This is a genomic window from Mycobacterium lehmannii (assembly GCF_002245535.1).
GTDB lineage: Bacteria > Actinomycetota > Actinomycetes > Mycobacteriales > Mycobacteriaceae > Mycobacterium > Mycobacterium lehmannii.
In genome coordinates, this window is record NZ_NKCN01000020.1 from 33,066 (window position 1) to 50,265 (window position 17,200).

At 68.4% G+C, this 17,200-nt stretch carries 10 protein-coding genes; 2 read left to right on the forward strand and 8 right to left on the reverse strand.

What is annotated here, in order from left to right:
- Window positions 1–619: 619 nt before the first annotated feature.
- Both CEX87_RS20080 and CEX87_RS20085 read right to left on the reverse strand, forming a co-directional pair.
- Window positions 620–3,829 carry an arabinosyltransferase domain-containing protein gene (locus tag CEX87_RS20080; protein WP_068196187.1) on the reverse strand — a complete coding sequence of 1,070 codons (3,210 nt, stop codon included), beginning with the start codon at window positions 3,827–3,829 and terminating at the stop codon, window positions 620–622.
- Window positions 3,826–7,071, reverse strand: a complete 3,246-nt coding sequence (locus CEX87_RS20085; protein ID WP_068196191.1) for an arabinosyltransferase domain-containing protein — start codon at window positions 7,069–7,071, stop codon at window positions 3,826–3,828. The genes CEX87_RS20080 and CEX87_RS20085 overlap by 4 nt, the downstream gene beginning before the upstream one ends.
- 187 nt (window positions 7,072–7,258) lie before the next feature.
- On the opposite strand from CEX87_RS20085, the gene CEX87_RS20090 reads away from it, so the two are divergent.
- Window positions 7,259–8,056 carry a hypothetical protein gene (locus CEX87_RS20090; protein ID WP_231984597.1) on the forward strand — a complete coding sequence of 266 codons (798 nt, stop codon included), beginning with the start codon at window positions 7,259–7,261 and terminating at the stop codon, window positions 8,054–8,056.
- Between the two features lie 206 nt (window positions 8,057–8,262).
- On the opposite strand, the gene CEX87_RS20095 is transcribed toward CEX87_RS20090, so the two are convergent.
- The 5 genes from CEX87_RS20095 to CEX87_RS20115 all read right to left on the reverse strand — a co-directional run bounded on the left by CEX87_RS20095 (window position 8,263) and on the right by CEX87_RS20115 (window position 16,054).
- Entirely contained in the window at window positions 8,263–11,496 is a 3,234-nt protein-coding gene (locus CEX87_RS20095) for an arabinosyltransferase domain-containing protein (RefSeq protein ID WP_064394869.1), read from the reverse strand.
- A gap of 11 nt (window positions 11,497–11,507) precedes the next feature.
- Window positions 11,508–13,403, reverse strand: a complete 1,896-nt coding sequence (locus CEX87_RS20100) for a galactan 5-O-arabinofuranosyltransferase (protein ID WP_068196194.1) — start codon at window positions 13,401–13,403, stop codon at window positions 11,508–11,510.
- The gene (locus CEX87_RS20105; protein WP_064425847.1) at window positions 13,403–14,185 is read right to left on the reverse strand and encodes a decaprenylphospho-beta-D-erythro-pentofuranosid-2-ulose 2-reductase; all 783 of its coding nucleotides are present in this window, start codon (window positions 14,183–14,185) and stop codon (window positions 13,403–13,405) included. The genes CEX87_RS20100 and CEX87_RS20105 overlap by 1 nt, the downstream gene beginning before the upstream one ends.
- Complete coding sequence (locus CEX87_RS20110) at window positions 14,186–15,586, reverse strand: FAD-binding oxidoreductase (protein WP_068196198.1); 1,401 nt, start codon at window positions 15,584–15,586, stop codon at window positions 14,186–14,188.
- Between the two features lie 72 nt (window positions 15,587–15,658).
- On the reverse strand, window positions 15,659–16,054 hold the full coding sequence (locus CEX87_RS20115; protein ID WP_064425864.1) for a GtrA family protein: 396 nt from the start codon (window positions 16,052–16,054) through the stop codon (window positions 15,659–15,661).
- 64 nt (window positions 16,055–16,118) lie between these two features.
- On the opposite strand from CEX87_RS20115, the gene CEX87_RS20120 reads away from it, so the two are divergent.
- Complete coding sequence (locus tag CEX87_RS20120) at window positions 16,119–16,865, forward strand: phosphotransferase family protein (protein ID WP_068196203.1); 747 nt, start codon at window positions 16,119–16,121, stop codon at window positions 16,863–16,865.
- Here the strand turns inward: CEX87_RS20120 and CEX87_RS20125 are convergent.
- Window positions 16,862–17,179: a TFIIB-type zinc ribbon-containing protein gene (locus CEX87_RS20125; RefSeq protein WP_068196206.1), complete on the reverse strand. Its 318-nt coding sequence runs from the start codon at window positions 17,177–17,179 to the stop codon at window positions 16,862–16,864. The genes CEX87_RS20120 and CEX87_RS20125 overlap by 4 nt on opposite strands.
- Window positions 17,180–17,200 lie beyond the last annotated feature (21 nt).

Here is a 17,200-nt window from a genome sequence, read left to right on the forward strand (position 1 = left end):
GGGCGCTCGGCCGAGAGGTTTATCTAGCGGACTTCATCTGCCATATGCGTCCTCACCTTCATGCGCCCGTGGTTGGCGCCGAACTGCCGAATTGGACGAAGACCTTCTCCGAGGGTCTCACATCGGAGGCCTGGCGAGCGCCCAGTTTGTCGAACCCGAGCACCTGGACACCACCAAACTCCTTGTGAGCGCAAGCAGAGGCCCGTGGCGCGGAATCGTGTCGTTGCGGTGATGGGTCCACGCAGCTGTCGGCGGAGCTGAACGTCGCGTGGTCGACCACGCGTCGCGGTTATCTGGCCCGTGCGAGACCCGGCTGCTGTGCAAGTCGCTGCGCCTGATGCGAGAAAAGCAGATCAGCCGCGCAACGCAACAACGGGCTGACCTCGATTCAAAATCGCGCGAGCGGGCGCTCAGCGCCGAACCCATCGGACGATGACGGTGCCGTCGTCGCCGAGCAGTACACCTTGCGCCGCATGCCGATCTGGTGAGACACAACTCGTCGATCTCGTCGCCGGCGACCAGGTGGGAGAACCACGTCGGACCGCCCTCACCACTAGGCGGCTCAGACCTAGATCGCCGAGGGCGCGACAACTGCCGCAGAGCTTGCTCGCGTCGACGATTACGGCTTGATGCGGATGTGGCCCGGGCTGTACAGGCCGCTGCGGGTGGCCGTCCCGAAGTCCAGCGTCGCAGGCGTCGCCCCTTGCGCCTCAGGGGTCGGCTCGAACCGGCGCAGCGAGCCCCAGTCCCGACCCCAGTCCTCCGACAGATACGTCGCCATCACGTGCGCGCGCAACAGCAGATCCGTGATCCCCAGCAGACCACCGTTGAGGCCGTCCTGCCACGTGTCGGTGTCCTTGCGCTTGGCGTTGTAGTCCGGGGTGATGCGGAACTTCGGAATCTCCGTCACGCCGTTGGCGTGCAGCATCGGCTGTTGGCACGGGAATGCCAGACCGACCGCCCAGTCCATCAGCACCGGCTGCTCCGAGCCCACGTACTCCTGAACCGACCGCAGTTCGGGGACCCGGGGCGGAGTCACCGCGAGCCAGTCGCCCGGCGTCAGCGAAAGATCCTCGGCAACAACGCGAACGGCGACCGCATCGGTCGGGATGTCGGCGCGGGGGAAGCGCAGGTTGCGCCACGACGGGATCGGACCCAGGTCGTAGGGCACCATCCGGCCGGCGGGCACCATGGCACCGTCCGGAGCGCGGCGCGCGTACTCCAATTCGACCGTCTCGCCCTCGGTGCGCCCGTTGAACACGCTGTCGCCCGTGATGGTTCCGGCGGCGGTGACGACGACAAGCGGATGCCCGTCGTCGGGGGCGGGCAGTTCGTACCAGGCCGACGTCAACCTGCTCTGCTGCTGGGGTCCCTCGACGTAGGTTCCCGCCACCGGAACCCGGTTCGGGTCGAGCCCGTACGGCAGCGGCACCGTCGACCCGTTGACACCGGGCTCGTCCAGCTCGGTGGACTGGTCCCAGTCGTAGTCCGTGCCGGGCATCGGCAGATTCATCCGAATCGCCTCGGCGACAATCTTTTCCGGCACACCATCGGCGGTGAACCCGACCGGCCCGTCTCCACCAAGCGGGCCCAACGGCCCGTACTGCCCGGGCAGCGCTGTCAGGAAGCCTTGGTTGGCGTCGGGTTCGACGAGCACGTCGTCGGCCAGGCCGCAACCGCCGGCGAAGGCGCGCAGGTTGGCCCACGCGTTCGAGTAGGTGGGGTACTGGCGGACCGCGCCGACGAGCATCGATCCGACGAACACGACCACCATGAAGCCCGCGACGACCGGGATCGGCGCCGCGGTCAGCGCCCGGGCGATGCGCCCTTCGCCGCGGGTCCGCGACGAGAAATGTAGCCAGGCCGCCCATATGGCCGCGATCGCGAACAGCGCGAACAAGACCGTGCTGACGGTGATGCCGCCGATGGCGGGTTCGTCGTTGTTGAACGGGACGCCGTAACTCGACACGTACCACCAGCCGTTGGTGGTCGCGAAGCACAGTGCGAGCACGAACAACACAGCGGCCAGGAAAGCCATCCGGTTGCGTGACCACTTCAGCACCGCAGGCGACACCAGCACGGTGGCCAGCGCCGCCATCGCCGCCCCGACCGCGGCGAACAGTCCGAAGTGGTGCACCCACTTGGTGGGGGTGAACATCAGGAAGAAGACCGTGCCCAGGATGATCCCGATCAGCCGCCACGCGGGACCCCGTGCCACCCCGGGCACGCGTCCGCGTCGCAACATGATGAACATCGCGGCGAACAGCGACAGCGCGGTGATCAGGAAGCCGAAGCGACGTGACAGCGATCCGTCCACCGTCGGCAGGATCAGGTAGTAGTAGCGCAGGTTCTCGGTGTACCACTCCTGGTTCGGGCCGACGGCGGTGCGAATCCTGGTCGCCTCCAACACCGTTGCGATGGTCTGGTCGAAGAAGACGACCGTAAGGATCACCGTTCCTGCGGCCAGCAGTGGCAACACCAGCGGCCAGACGCCCACCACCCGGCGGCGACGCACCAGGATGCGCAACAGCGGTCGACCGCCCGCCAGCAGCGCGGCCACCGCGATCAGACCCGTCGGCTGGATCCCGAGCGTGAACGCCGCCGTGATGATCGCGAACGCCGCGGGAGTGAGTCGTCCTGAGGTGATGGCCCGCTCGATCAGCACGTAGGTGATCAGCGCGCCGGTGGCGATCTGGCCTTCGGGGCGCAGGCCGTTGTTGAACGGCATCCATGCCGCCAGCAGCACCAGCCCCGCCGCCCACAGCGCAGGCTTGCTCGCGGCAACAGCGGGACCGAGGCGCGGCAGCACCTCACGAGAGAGCAACAGCCAGCACACGATTCCGCACACCAGGTCCGGAAGTCGCATCCAGATGCTCGCGTCGCTGACGCTGGTCATCATCGCCAGCAGGTTGTAGTACCAGCCGAACGGGTCCTCGGGGCTGCCGAACCATCGGAAGTAGTTCGACATGTACCCCGCGTGACCGGCCACCCGGGCCATCCCGAGGATGTAGCCGTCGTCAGAGGAGTTGGCCCCGATCACGTGCCAGACCGCGAAGCCGCCGACCACCACCACATCGGTGGGGCTGAACGTCCGCCACCGCTGCGGGATCAGCCGCCGCATTCGCCTGCCGTCCAAACGATCCAGGCGCCACAGCGCGAGCAGTGCGATCGCCGTCGACACGATGGCCAGCACCATCGCCGTCAACTTCAACGGTGTCGGATTGGTGGTGAACCGGGTGTCGATCTCTGCCGACAGGCTCAGCCCCGACGGCGCAGGACCGGTCAGGTCGGTGAACACGCCGACGATCGCGGGGCGCAGGTTCGGGTCCGGGAAACCGGTGTACTGCGGCGAACCGTCCGCCTTCGTCAGCCCGACGAAGTCGGCGAAGGTGCCCTCCTCCGAGGAGGTGATCTCGATGCGAGAGCATCCCGGGGAGTCCCCGGTGCCGACCACCCGGGCTCGGGGGACGCTGGCCACCACCACGTTTCGGTCGGTGATGTCGACACGCTGCGGGTTGACCGTGACGAACAGACTCTGCAGCGCGGCCTGCTTACCGTCCTTGGGCGCGGTGCCCAACACGACTCCGCCGCGCGGCGGCATCGAGCGGATCACCTCGCACGGCACGGTCACCGACATCCGCACCGGAGTCTGCGTGATCAACGGCGCGGTGACGCTGTTCAACTCGCCCTGCTGCGGCCAGTTCAGCGATGCGGTGGTCTGTTCCACGGGAAGCAGGGGAGTTGCCACCGACAGCACGAAGCCGATCAGGCCGGCGACCGCGGCAACCCATCGGGCGATTCGCACGTCGGAACTCGATGTCTGGCTCATGGCAGCGCCCTGATGGGTCCGCTACGGCTCCAACCGAACACGCGCACCGCCCCCTGCTCGACGACCGCGTCCGGCGCCTCGGATTCGGGGACCACCCGTAGGTACCGCTCGATCGAACCCCAGTCCCGGTACCAGTCGTCGCGCAGATAGGTGGGCACGGTCGAGGTGCGCAACAGCGCCTGGATGAACAGGAACGGACCGCCGTCCTCGGCGGACTGCCACTGGTTCGAGGACACGACCACCTGCTTGAGGTTCGGGAGGATGCGGTATTCCGGCAACTCGGCGATGCCGAGATGTTCGGAGAACGGGCGCTGGCAAGGGAAGTTCGCGGCGGTCGCGATGTCCATCAGGACGGGTGTCTGCGAGCCGAGGAACTGCTGCGCCGTGACGAGCACCGGCACCCGCGGCGGGGTGAACGCGAACCACTGGTCGGTGGACAGGTTCGGGTCGTCGGCGACGATGCGCGCGACATTCGCCTCCGGCGGCGCCGTGGCGAGCGGGAAACGCAGGTTGCGCCAGGCCTTTTGAGGACCGGGGCCGACGTCGATCGGCTGCACCTCGGCCAGCGGCTGATAGCTGCCGTCGGGGCGGTGCACACCCCACTGCAGCTTCAGCGACTGCCCGTAGTTGAACGAACCGTCCTCTTCGTAGAACCAGATCGCCCCCGCCGCCGCGACGGTGACCAAAGGCCGGTCCGGGGTGCGTGGCGGCAGCTGGTACCACGCCGAGGTCACCTTGGCCGCGACGGTGTTCTCGTCGTAGCTGCCCATCACCGGCGTGCGGTCGGGGTCGAGTCCGAACGGCAGGAACACATTTGAACCGTTTACGCCGACGGGTCCGTATCCACCGCCGGTGCCTGCGGCGAAGCCGATCCCGATGTTGGGTTCGTTCGGTGAGCCGTCGGAGTTGACGGTGCCGGGGTTGGCGGTGATCGGCTCGGGCGGTTCGAGGGTGTCGCTGACGCCGTTCGGGTTGAAGCCCACGGGGTCCTCCCCGCCGAGCGGGCCGTACTCGCCGAAGCGTTGCCCCGGAACCGGTTGCAGCATACCGGCATTCGTGTCGGCCTCGACGAGCACATCGTCGGCCATCGCGCAGCTGGTGTCCGAGAGCCCGGACTTCAGCGCCGAGAAGTTCGCCTTGGCGGTGGTGTAGACGGGGTAGCGCTGCACGGCGCCCTTGGCCATGGAGCCGACCTCGAGCACCACCATGATCGTCGCCACCACCAGCAGCGGCGTCGAGGCGAGGACGCGATTGCGTTTGGTGTTGGCGACCTCCGTGTGCCCCGCGTAGTCCATGCGGAAGTGCAGCCACCCCGCAAGCAGGCCGGTGATGATCGCCAGCGCGAGGAAGATCCCGGTGACCGGGATACCGGCGATCACCGGCTGCTTGTCGAACCACGGCACACCGTAGTTGCCGACATAGAACCAGCCGTTGATCCCCGATGTCGCCCAAGCCAATACAAACAACAGCGCGGTGACATAGAGCGCGAGGTTGCGACGGCTGTGCAGCCCGACGCGGCTGAACGCGAACGCCGTCACCGCACCGAGCGCACCCGCCAGACCGGCGAACGCGCCGAACTGCACCGCCCACTTGGTGGGCGTGAACGTCAGCAGCAGAAGGCCGATCGCCGTCGACCCGATCAGCCGCCACACCGGCCCGCGCGCCATGCCGGCGACACCGCCGCGCCGCAGCAGCACCGCGAGCATCCCGAACAGGCAGAGCAACAGCACCAGCACCGCGAAGCGTCGGGTCAGCGACGAATCGACGCTGTCCTCGACGGTGAGGAAGTAGTAGCGCAGGAACTCCTGGTACCAGGCGATCGTCGGGCCGACGACGTACTTGATGCGGGCCGACTCCGCCACCGTGGCCAGAGTCTGGTCGCGGAACACCACCACGAAGATCAGCGCGAGCGCGGACAGCAGCGCGGCCAGCGGCGCGAGCACACCGTCGACGGGACGACGCGCGCGGATGGTGCGGACGATCGCGCGGGCGCCGACCAGAAGGGGCGCGATCGCGATCAGTCCCTGCGGCGCCAACGTCACGCTGAACACCGCGATGACGATCGCCAGCGCGGCAGGCCACGTCCGCCGGGTGGCCACGGCGTTCTCCACCAGCACCCACACCGCGACGGTGCCGAACGCGATCAACGGTTCAGGCCGCAGGCCGTTGTTGAACGGCAGCCACGCCGCCAGGAACACCGCCCCCGCCGTCCACACCGTCACCCGGTTGGCCGCAAGCCGACGGCCGAGGCGCGGCAGGATGCAGCGGCTGACGATCAACCAGGCGCCGATGGCCGCCAGCGTCGCGGGCACCCGCATCCACACGCTGGCGGTGCTGACCGAGGCGAACGCCGCGAGCACCGATTGATACCAGTCGAACGGGGCCTCCGTGGCGCCGAAAAAGCGGTAGTAGTTCGCGGTGTAGCCGGCGTCGGCCGAGACGCGGGCGATGGTGAGGTTGTAGCCGTCGTCCGATGACAGCGCGCCGATGACGTGCCACAGCAGCAAGGTGCCCACGACGGCCAGGTCGGCCACCCAGTGCCAGAAGCCCACCCCCCAGACACGCCGCCAGGCGCGGCTCCGGCGGTCCAACACCGCCAACGCCACGATCGACGCGATCACGCACAAGACCCCCAGCACCATCACGGCGAGCTTGAGCGCGGTCGGGGAGGTGATGAAGCGGGTGTCGACGTCGACGCGCGCTTCGAGCCCCTCCTGTGGTGCGACCTCCAGATCCGTGAAGACGCCCGCGACCTGCGGCTTCTCCTCGGCCGGCAGCGTTCCCACGGCCCCGGGCAGCCCGATGAAGTCGGCGCCGGCCTCGCCGGGGTTGGCCCAGATGTGCAGAGTGCTGCAGGCGCCGTCCTCGACGGCGGGCCGCGGTGCGACGGCGGCGACGGAGTCGCGGAACGCCACGACAACGAGGTCGGAGGTGGCGCGCACGAACAGCCCGTTACGGCTGGCGTCGATGCCGCCCGGCGGGACGGTGGACAGCACCAGCCCACCGTCGGCGGGCAGCGTGGCGACGGCCCGGCAGGGGATCGAGATATCGAGGGCCTGCGGGGCGCCGGAGACCAGCGGGGCGGTGATGTCGCTGACGAACCCGTCGGGTCCGGTGCCCTGCGGCCACAGGATGGTCGCGGTGGTCTGTTTGACCGGCAGCAGCGGGACCAGCCCGCACAACAGCACACCGGCGATGCCCGCGACGACGGCGATCAGTCGCGCGATCCGATGGGCAGGCACGAGCGTCGATGGTAGGCGACTCGATCATCGGAGTCGGTGACCCCGGGCCGATATGGGCAAACGCCTCCTGCGCTCTGACGGGTTGATCCCACGCACCACGTGCGTGCGACCCACCGGTTAAGGGGTTATCCACAGCGGCCTCGGTGGCGACTGGTTCGCGGGCGGTGTCTCGTTCACGCTTATTTGCGTGACGCGCTGGCACCTCGGACATGTCGCGGACCTCACTGTCGCGCAGGACGGAGTCGTCGCTCGCCGCCAGGTACTGGCCGCCGGTGGTAGCGACTTCGATATCGCCAGACTGGTACGCCGTCGCGAGTTGATACCGCTCGAGCGCGGCGTCTACGTGAATCACAGCGGCCGCCTCACGCAGACGCAGCGCCACTGGGCCGCGGTGCTGGCATTCTGGCCCGCCGCGCTGGCCCACGCGTCGGCGCTGCCCGATCCGCCGATGACCGTCGTGCACGTCGCCGTCGACCCGTCGCGCAATTTGCGGCCACTGCGACGGGTGGTGCTGCATCGAATGCCGGATTTCGCTCAGCGCGCCGATCTCGACCGCAGCCCGCCGGCGATCCGCTTGGAACACGCACTGATCGACGTGATCAGCAGTGAACTTCGCGACGAAGATGTCGCCGCCGCCTTCGCCGTATTGGCGCGGGTGGGTGCCGCGCGGCGCACCACCCCCCAGCGCATCCTGCAGACCCTTCACGCCGCCGTGTCGCGGGTCGGCGGACGGTGGAGGCGATGCTCACCGACGTCCGCGACGGCGCGTGTTCGGTGCTGGAGCGTGGCTACCTGCATCGAGTCGAGCGGGCGCACGGGCTGCCGCGAGGGGAGCGCCAGATCCGCAGCACCGCGACCGGCCGGTCGACATTCCAGGATGTGCGCTACAAGCGCCAGGGAGTCGTCGTCGAGCTGGACGGTCGCGCGATTCACGAGTCACCGCGCGATCGCGATCGGGATGCGCTGCGTGACCTCGCAGAGCTGAGCCGGTCGGACCTCGTCACGATCAGGGTCACCTATGGACTCGTCTTCGGCGGCGCGTGCCGCACGGCTCTACTGATCGGCGACCTGTTCCGCCGCCGCGGCTGGACCGGTCGGCCGCGAAGCTGCTCGACCTGTCGTCCCGCGATCGCTCTAACGGGTTGATCCCACGCACCAGGTGGGTGCGACCAACCCGTTAAGGCCCGCAGCTCAGGACAGGCGCAGCGGCGCCGGGCTCCACAACCCGCTGCGCGTCGCCGTGCCCAGGTCCAGGCGGGCCTCCGCGGCGTTCGGGTACCACGGCGTGAGCTGCTGCAGCGAGCCCCAGTCCCGGAACCAGTCGTCGTCCAGATACGTCGGCACCGTCGTGGCCCGCACCAGCAGTTCGGTGATGCCGAGCGGCCCGCCGCCGAGGTAGTCCATCACCGGGGAGTTCGCCTCGGCCCCGAACCGGTCGGGCAGGATCCGCCACTTGGGCACCTCGACGACGCCGTTCTGGTGGCCGAACGGCCGCTGGCAGGGGAACGCCAACCCGACCAGCCAGTCCAGTAGCACCGGATCCGACGACCCGACGACGTCCTGCAGCGTGCGTAATTCCGGGATCCGCGGCGGCGTCACCGCAGTCCAGTGCTGCGGGTCGAGGTCTTCGTCGGAGGCCACCAGTCGGATCTGAGTGGCTTCGGGCGGTATCGCGGACAGCGGCGCCCGCAGGTTGCGCCATGCGGGGGAGGAGCCGACGTCGGCGAACCCGATCCCACCCCCGGGCTCGTCGGCGGCGGCCTGCTCGTCGGTCGCCCACTGCACCGTGACCTCACCCGCGTCGAACCGGCCGGCCGCCGAGATGACCAGCAGCGGGCCGGCGTCGTCGCGGGAAGGCAGTTGGTACCACGCCGAGCGCAACTGCGCGGGCTGCTGCGTGCCGGCCCGCCAGCTGCCCATCACCGGGGTGGTGGCCGGATCGAGTTTGTAGGGCAGCCGGGCCCGTGAACCGTTGACACCGGCGGCGGCCGTCGTGCCGCCCTCGGTCCCACCGTTTCCAGCTTGGTCGTCTTCGTTGTCGGTATCGGCGAAGTTGCTCGAGGTGCCCTGACCGCTCATCGTCTCGTCGGCGGAGACGTCACTGGGTATCCCGTTGGGGTTGAACCCCTGCGCGGTGCCTGCGCTGAGCGCCTCACCGACGGGAGTACCGATCGGCCTCAGCATGCCGACGTTGGGGTCCTCCTCGACGAGGACGTCCTCGGCCATCCCGCACGTTTTGCCGGTCAGGGCTTCGAGGTTGGATCGGCCGACGCTCCAGGCCGGGTACTGGTCGATCATGGCCAGCGTCAGCGAGAGCACCTCGAAAACCACGAGCAGCCATGTGGCGATGGCCAACGGCGCCTGCAACATTCGCTGCCAGCGCCGCTGCGGTCCGGGTGGCGACGAGTCGCGCCCGGAGAAGTGGAACCACGCCGCGGCGATCAGGGCCAGCACGGCCAGCCCGAGCAGGATCGTCGAGAAGCCGAACTTCCACTCCGGCATGGCGTTCGACCACGGCACACCGAAGTTCGACACGTACCACCAGCCGTTGACGGTGGCGAACGACAGCGCCATCGCGAACAGGACCGCGGCGCCGAACACCGAGCGGTTGCGCCGCGAGCGCATCGCCGTGGCGGTGACGGCGACGGCGGCCAGCGCGCCCAACGAGCCGGCCAGCCCGGCGAAGACCCCGAAGTGATGGGTCCACTTGGTCGGCGTGAACATCATGGCGAAAAACGAGATGACCGTGATGCCGATGATGCGACGGCTGGGCCCCAATGCCGTGCCGGGAATCTTGAACTTGCGCAACGACATCGCGACCGCAACGGCCAGCGCCAGCAACAGTGTCAGCACCGCGAACCGGCGCGCCACCGAACCGTCGGGGCTCAGCGTGAACAACCGCTCGTAGCGGATGTGCTCGTCGAACCAGCTCAGGCTCGGCCCGACCGCGGACTTGAAGGTGCTGGCCTGCATCTCGGAGGCCAGCGTCTGGTCCCGGAAGATCAGGATGATCGTGACGGTGGCCGCGGCCAGGATCGGCGCCAGCAACGCCAGATAGCCGAAGCGTGAGACATGCGCGGCGACAATGGTTTTCAGTGGCCCGACGGCCACCAGTAGTGCGCCCACGGCGGCGATGCCCGTCGGCCCGGAGAACAGCGTGAGCGCACCGATGATGATCGCGATCGCCACGGGCAGCAGCCTGCTGGTGGCCACACCCCGCTCGACCGAGCACCAGGTGAGAAGGATGCCGAGCGCGATGATCGGTTCGGGGCGCAGCCCGTTGTTCAGCGGCAGCCAGAACGCCAGGAACAGGCCCGCCGCCGTCCACGCCGCCGCAGGTGTCTTCTTCGCGGCGTGGCCCAGGCGCGGGATCACCTCACGGCTGATGACCCACCAGCACGCCAGCGCCATCACCAGCGTCGGCAGGCGCATCCACACGCTGTGCGTGCTGACGTGGGCCCACAGCGCCAGCAGGTCGTAGTACCAGCCGAAGGGCGCCTCCGGCGTGCCGAACCACCGGTAGTAGTTCGCCATGTAGCCGGCGTGCTCGGAGACCCGCGCCATCGTCAGGATGTAGCCGTCGTCGGCGGTGTTGGCGCCGACGAAGTGCCACCACACCAGCACCGCGGTCACGACGCCGTCGAGCGGTCGCAGCGTCCACCACCGCGGGGGCAGGAACCGTCTGACGCCGCGGCCGTCGGCGATGTCGAGAAGATGAAGCGCGACCAGGGCGATGACGGTCATCGCCACCCCGATGATCATCGCCAGGGTTTTGAGCAGCGTCGGCGACGTGCTGTAGCGGGTGTCGAGCGTCGCGGAGAACTCCAGACCCGGGGGCGCCGGACCGCTGAGGTCGGTGAAGACGCCGACGATCTGGGGGCGGAAGTCGTAGCCGCCGCGCTCACCGCGCAGCGGTTCACCGGGGTCGTCGTTCGGAATCCGTCCCGGACCCTGGACTAGGCCGACGAACTCGCCGGTCACCTTGTCGGCGTGCGCGGTGAAGGTCAGCCGTTGGCACTGCGGGCTGAGCACCTGATCCAGCGGCGCGCTGACTACTGGGGTGTTGCGCACGATCACCAGCAGGTCGTCGTTGACCCGCTCGATGAGCAGGCCGCGGTCGATGGCCTTGGGTGCCTGTTTGGGCACGGTCGACAACAGCACCGTGCGGCCCTGGCTACCGGGACCGGTCAGGCCGGCCGCCGCGCGACACGGCACTGAGATCTCCAGGTCGGTCGCGACGTAGCCGATGAGCGGGGCGTCCACGCTGCGCAGCACGCCGTTCTGCGGCCAGTTCAATTCGGCGGTGGTCTGCGTGACCGGCATCAACGGCGTCGCGATGGCCAGCAGTGCGCCGAGCAACCCCGCGACGATGGCGATGAGCCGCACCGTCCGATGGTTCGACCCGACACCGGCTTCACCGACCACGGGGTTCGATCTTAATTGGGCTTGCGGATCGCCAACACGAACGGTCCGATGCTGGAGACCTCGAAGCGGGGGTCGTCGAACAACGCCTCGTCGAGGGCGACGTGGTAGCGGCGCACATTGGGCTGGTTCGGATATACGTCGGAGGCCAACCGCAACGTATAGGTGTCGTCGGCGCCGCGGCGCATCAGAAACACCGTCGGCGGCTCCCACGGCAGCGTGTCGAGTGCCTCGATGAACTGGTCGGCGTCGGTCAGCGTGGCCCAGCTCTCGATGGCCTCGGCACGCTTCTCGAACTGCGCGAGGGGGTTGGCGTAGTGCGAGGTCAAGCCCTGAAAGCCGTAATAGGGGTAATAAGACAGGAAGCTGTAGTCGGCGGTCAGCACGACGGTCTCGTCACGGGGACGACCGGTCACCTCGGTGATCCTGGCGTCGATCTCGCGGTAGTAGCGCTCGGCGCCGGGCGGTCGCCGGTCCGCGCGCTGACCGTAGCCGTCGGTATCGGTATAGGCGACCACGATGTCGGACCGCAGCACGTCGGGGATGTCCTGGCTGTAGGTGACGGCGCCGATGGCGCCCAGCGTGGCCGCCGCGGCGACGACGCGGCGCGCGTTCTCGGGTCGCACCCGCGCCGCGACGGCCCGGGTGACCTCGATGAAGCCGAAGGCACCTGCGGCCGTCAGCAGCACGGTCAGCGTCGGATTCAGTCGGAACGACAACAATGTGGTGCCCACCAGCGTGGTCAGCATCGACAGCAGCGACCAGGCGTAGACGGCGAGCACCGCGATCGCCAGAGCGCCGGCCCTGGTGGAGGAGCGCGCGCGCCAGACCAGCCACAGCGTGCCGAGCATGCACAGCGCTCCCAGCAGTGTGAAGTGCAGCATCGGGAACTCCAGCTGCGCGCCGTCGGTCGGCAGATAGTGCTGCGCGGTACCGGAGTCGGCGGGCTCGCCGGAGAACGCCGCCAGAAGGTACGGCGCCCAGCCGATCAGCGCGATGGCGCCCGAGATGACCGCGATGACCACCAGCCGCAGCAGCGGTTCGATGCGTCTGCGCGCGACGGCCAGAAGCACCCCCATGATCGCCAATGTGAATGCCGCGTAGGCGAACAGCAGCGTGTAGGACAGCGCGGCGCCGCCGAGGAAGAGGCCGGTGCCGATGACGGCGGGCCAGCCGGCTCGCGTCCTCCCGCCCGCCACCCCATCCGGGTCACCCCCGCGCAGACCTGACCACGCGAGCACGAACACCGGCGGCAGCAGTACGCAGATGATCGCGGCGTAGGGCTCGGCCGGTGAGTATGCGAGCGTGGCCGCGGCGGTGGCGGTGGTCACGATGAGCGCGTACTCGAAGCGAATCATGGCTGCCCACAACACGAACGCCACCGCGATCGCGGCGGTGATCGACATGATCGCCCACGGTTTGAACATCTCCCACGCCGGAGTTCCGGTCAGCGCGGCCAGGCGGCCCCCGATCCAGAACCAGCCCGGTGGATAGAACGGCGGCAGACCCATGTAGGTCATATCGCGCAGCGCGGCGCTGTCGGCGAGCCGGGTGAGGTACTCGGTGCGGAACTGCTGATCGACCGAGATGCCGTACAAATACAGCCTCGTCGCACCGAGCGGCATCGCCAGCGTCACCACCGAGAACGCCGACAGGAACAGCGTCGCCCCCACCTTCGCGAGCAGCTGCCGGCCGCGCCGCCAGACCCATCCGCTCACCAACAACCCTGCCAGACAGGCGAACTGGCCCACCGTGGTCAGCGCGTGCAGTTGATTGGACGAGTTGTAGGCGGGCCACTCCACGCGCGCGATCGCGGCCAGCGAGACCACCGCGACGACGATCGCCACCGCGGCGGCCGCCACCATCTGGCCGGCGACCTTGATCGGCAGGGCCCGCGCGCCGCCGCGCATCAGATGGGTAGCTTGCGGAAGATCGGCCGCGGGATGTGGCGCAACACCATCATCACGTACCGGAACGCTCCCGGCGCCCATACCAGTTCCTTGCCTTTGGCTGCCGCCGTGACGGCCAGTTCGGCGACGTCTTCCTTGTCGACGGTGAACGGCGCTTCCTTCGCGCCGGTGGCCTTCCAGTGCTCGATGGTGGTCGTGGTGCGCACCTGACCGGGCCGGATCACCAACACTCGAACTCCGTGCTCCCGCAACGCCTCTCCGAGGCCGAGGTAGAAACCGTCCAAGCCGGCCTTGGTCGACCCGTACACGAAGTTCGACCGCCGCACCCGCTCACCGGCCGCTGAACTCATCGCGATGATCTGCCCGAAGCCCTGGGCGCGCATCTTCTCGCCGATCAGCACGCCGACCGAAACCGCTGCGGTGTAGTTGATCTGGGCGACCTGCACGGCCTTGGACTGGTTCTGCCACAGCTCCTCGGCGTCGCCGAGCAGCCCGAAGGCGACGATCGCGACATCGACATCATCGCCGCCCCAGGCCTTGTCGATCACGGCGCGATGCCCGGCGGTGTCGGCGCCGTCGAAGTCGATCCATTCGACGGACTTGGCCCCCGCGGCCGTCATCGCCGCGATCGCCTCGTCCTTGCGGGGGTGATTCGGCAGGTCCGCAAGGATGATGCGGGCATGCGCGTTGCGCAGGTAGCGCTCGCAGATCGCCAGCCCGATCTCCGATGTCCCGCCGAGCAGCAGGATGGTCTGGGGGTTACCTACAGCGTCGAGAACCATCTACAGGAGCTCCAAGCGTCGTGCCATGTCGGATGCGAAGACGCCGTTCGGGTCGGCCTTGCGGCGCACGGCAATCCACTCGTCGATCCTCGGATACATCTTGTGGAACCGCTCCGCGCTGACCCGGGAGTCCTTCGCGGTGTACACCCGGCCGCCGAACTCCATGACCCGCTCATCGAGCTCGTTGAGGAATTCGTTGACACCGGGCTTGTTCGGGAAGTCCATCGCCACGTTCCATCCCGCCATCGGAAAGCTCAGCGGCGCGCGGTTACCGGGACCGAACAGTTTGAACACGTTCAGTGCCGAATAGTGCCCGCGCGTCTGAATCCAGCGGATGATGGACTTGAACTCCTCGAGCGCATCGGGCGGAACCAGGAACTGGTGCTGCGCGAAACCCGCTGGGCCGTAAGCGTTGTTCCACCCGCTGACCAGATCCAGCATGTGGTAAAACTGCGACAAGTTCATGATCTTGCCGGTGTAGGTGCCGCCGAGCCGGTAGTACACCTCGCCGATCGCCATGAACGAGAGCTTGTTCATGGCGCTGACCGGGAAGATATCCGGCACCGAAAGTAGTTGTGGCGCATCGAACTTCAGCGGATCCTTGGCCAGCTTCGGAGGAAGCTGATCGAGCGTCGCGAGGCTGCCACGGCTGATCGCGGCCCTTCCGAGTTTCGGCGGCGGGCTGATCAGGTCGAACCACGCGCTGGAGTAGGTGTAGCGGTCCTCGCTGCCATCGAGGTGCACGGCGACGGTCTCGTCCAGGTCGCTGGTGGACACACCGTCGGCGATGAAGTACGCGGTTTCCGTGCGCGTCATCGCGATTCGGGCGCGCACCACGATCCCGGTGAGCCCGTTACCGCCGACCGTCGCCCAGAACAGTTCGGCGTCCGGCCCGTCGGGGGTGAGGGTACGAACCTCGCTGTCGGCCATCAGCAGGTCCATCGACAGCACGTGATTGCCGAAGCTGCCTGCACTGTGGTGGTTCTTGCCGTGGATGTCGGAGGCGATCGCGCCGCCGACGGTGACCTGCCGCGTGCCCGGCAGCACCGGTACCCACAGCCCGAACGGCAGCGCGGCCTTCATCAGGTGGTCGAGGCTGACGCCCGCATCGACGTCGGCCACGGCCGTCTCGGCGCTGATCGAGTGGACCTTGTGCAGCGCGGTCATGTCCACGACCAGGCCACCGCCGTTGCATGCCTGATCGCCGTAGGAGCGACCCAGGCCGCGGGCGAGGACGCCCCGGTGCAGGAACGACGGGCTGGATGCGCTGCGGTCGGCGGCCTCACGGACCGCAGCGGCGATCACGTCGACGTCCGGCGTGCTCAGCACCTGAGCGACCGACGGTGCCGTGCGACCGAAGCCGGTCAGGGCACGCGAGGTCGTCGGTAAGTTCTCGGACATCGTGACGAGGGTACCGTGCGGACAGCCGGCGCCATGACCGCTGGATATCACGCGGCCGGCAGCGGTGTCGCGTCAGTGCAGGCGGAAGATGACCGCACGCTGGACGACGAAATTGATCACCGTCGCCGTGCCCTGGGCGATGACGAACGCGACCGGCACCCGCCACGGTTTGTCGTCCCACGCCACGTACAGCACGTAGTTGATGCCGACCTGCGCGGCGTAGGTCACCGCATAGAGCGCACACACCGCGATGAACCGCGCGGTGCTCGGCGGCGCCTGAAAGGTCCACCGGCGGTTGATCAGATATGCCGTGGTGGTGCCCGCGATGAAGCTGAGCGTCTTGGCTACGTTGACGTGCAGACCGGCGGCGAGCAGGGCGACGTACAGGCCGAAGTCGACGATCGCGGAGAAACCACCGGTGACGATGAACCGCCAGATCTGGGTGCCCAGGCTCAGGGTCGGCTGCATCGGGGGCTCGGCCACCCGGGCAGCTTAGCGGCATGTGCAGCCGTCACGTCGCTAGGTTTCAGGTGTGCAGACCCGGTCCGGTGCAGAGATCGTCGTCGACGGCGACGTCGTCTACAAGCTGCACCGGCCGGGTACCAATCCGCGGGCACTGACGGTCCGACTCGGCATCGCTGCGGGCTCGGATTGCCTTCTCTCGCCGCTGTCGACGGTTCCCGAGCCGGTCGCAGCGCGCTGGCGCAGTCGGTGGCCGCGCGTGCAACCCCTTGCCCCGCAACCAGAGTCGGTGCCGTGGTCGGAAGCCGGACAGCTGCTGGCCCGGCTGCACCGGGAGCCATGGTCGTCGCGAGTGCCCCCGCACGGCTGGCCGCAACGGCTGCGGCGCGCGGTCGACGTGCTGCGCTCCGACGGCGATCCGACGGTGCGACGGGCCGCGGCCGCCCTGCCCGACGCGGTGTGGCGACCGGGCTCACCGGACCGTCCGCACACGTTGGTGCACGGCGACTGGCATCTGGGTCAACTCGCGCGCCCGCACGCAGACGGGCCCTGGATTCTTCTCGACGTCGACGACCTGGGTGCCGGCGATCCGGCGTGGGACCTGGCTCGACCGGCCGGATTCTGGGCGGCAGGACTGATCCCGGACGCCGACTGGCACAGCTTCGTCGATGCCTATCGCGCCGCAGGCGGCCCCGCGCTGCCCGATGGAGACCCGTGGCCGGTGCTCGACGCGTACGCGCGCGCGGCCGTGGTGCAGGCGGCGGCCCACCATCCTGACGACGAACTGTTGGTGGCGGCCTGCGCGCGGATGGGCTAGCTCGAGAAGAACAGCCGGCCGAACCCCTGTTTACGGTAGTACTTGTTGCCGCGATGGCCCCAGCCCGGGCCATATCCGTATCCCGGCTGGGCAGGTGGCGGAGGCGGTGCGGCCTGCACGAACCGGTTCTCCATCTGAGTCAGCGACTCGAGTTCGCCGAAGTCGAGGAAGATGCCGCGACAGGTGTCACACTGCTCCAAGTGGATGCCGTTGCGTTCGTAGGTCCGCATCGAGCCCGCGCACTTCGGGCAGGTCAGCGTGCTCGTCGGTGCGGACGGCGTGGACGACGGCGGCTGATATGGCGGGATGCTCATATCCGCATAACGGTCGCGAGC

Excerpts from the sequence above, each read along its gene's own strand:
- CEX87_RS20080 (WP_068196187.1), bottom strand. The coding sequence starts at position 3,829 with ATGAGCCAGACATCGAGTTCCGACGTGCGAATCGCCCGATGGGTTGCC.
- CEX87_RS20105 (WP_064425847.1), bottom strand. The coding sequence starts at position 14,185 with ATGGTTCTCGACGCTGTAGGTAACCCCCAGACCATCCTGCTGCTCGGC.
- CEX87_RS20110 (WP_068196198.1), bottom strand. The coding sequence starts at position 15,586 with ATGTCCGAGAACTTACCGACGACCTCGCGTGCCCTGACCGGCTTCGGT.
- CEX87_RS20125 (WP_068196206.1), bottom strand. The coding sequence starts at position 17,179 with ATGAGCATCCCGCCATATCAGCCGCCGTCGTCCACGCCGTCCGCACCG.
- CEX87_RS20115 (WP_064425864.1), bottom strand. The coding sequence starts at position 16,054 with ATGCAGCCGACCCTGAGCCTGGGCACCCAGATCTGGCGGTTCATCGTC.
- CEX87_RS20100 (WP_068196194.1), bottom strand. The coding sequence starts at position 13,403 with ATGCGCGGCGGCGCGCGGGCCCTGCCGATCAAGGTCGCCGGCCAGATG.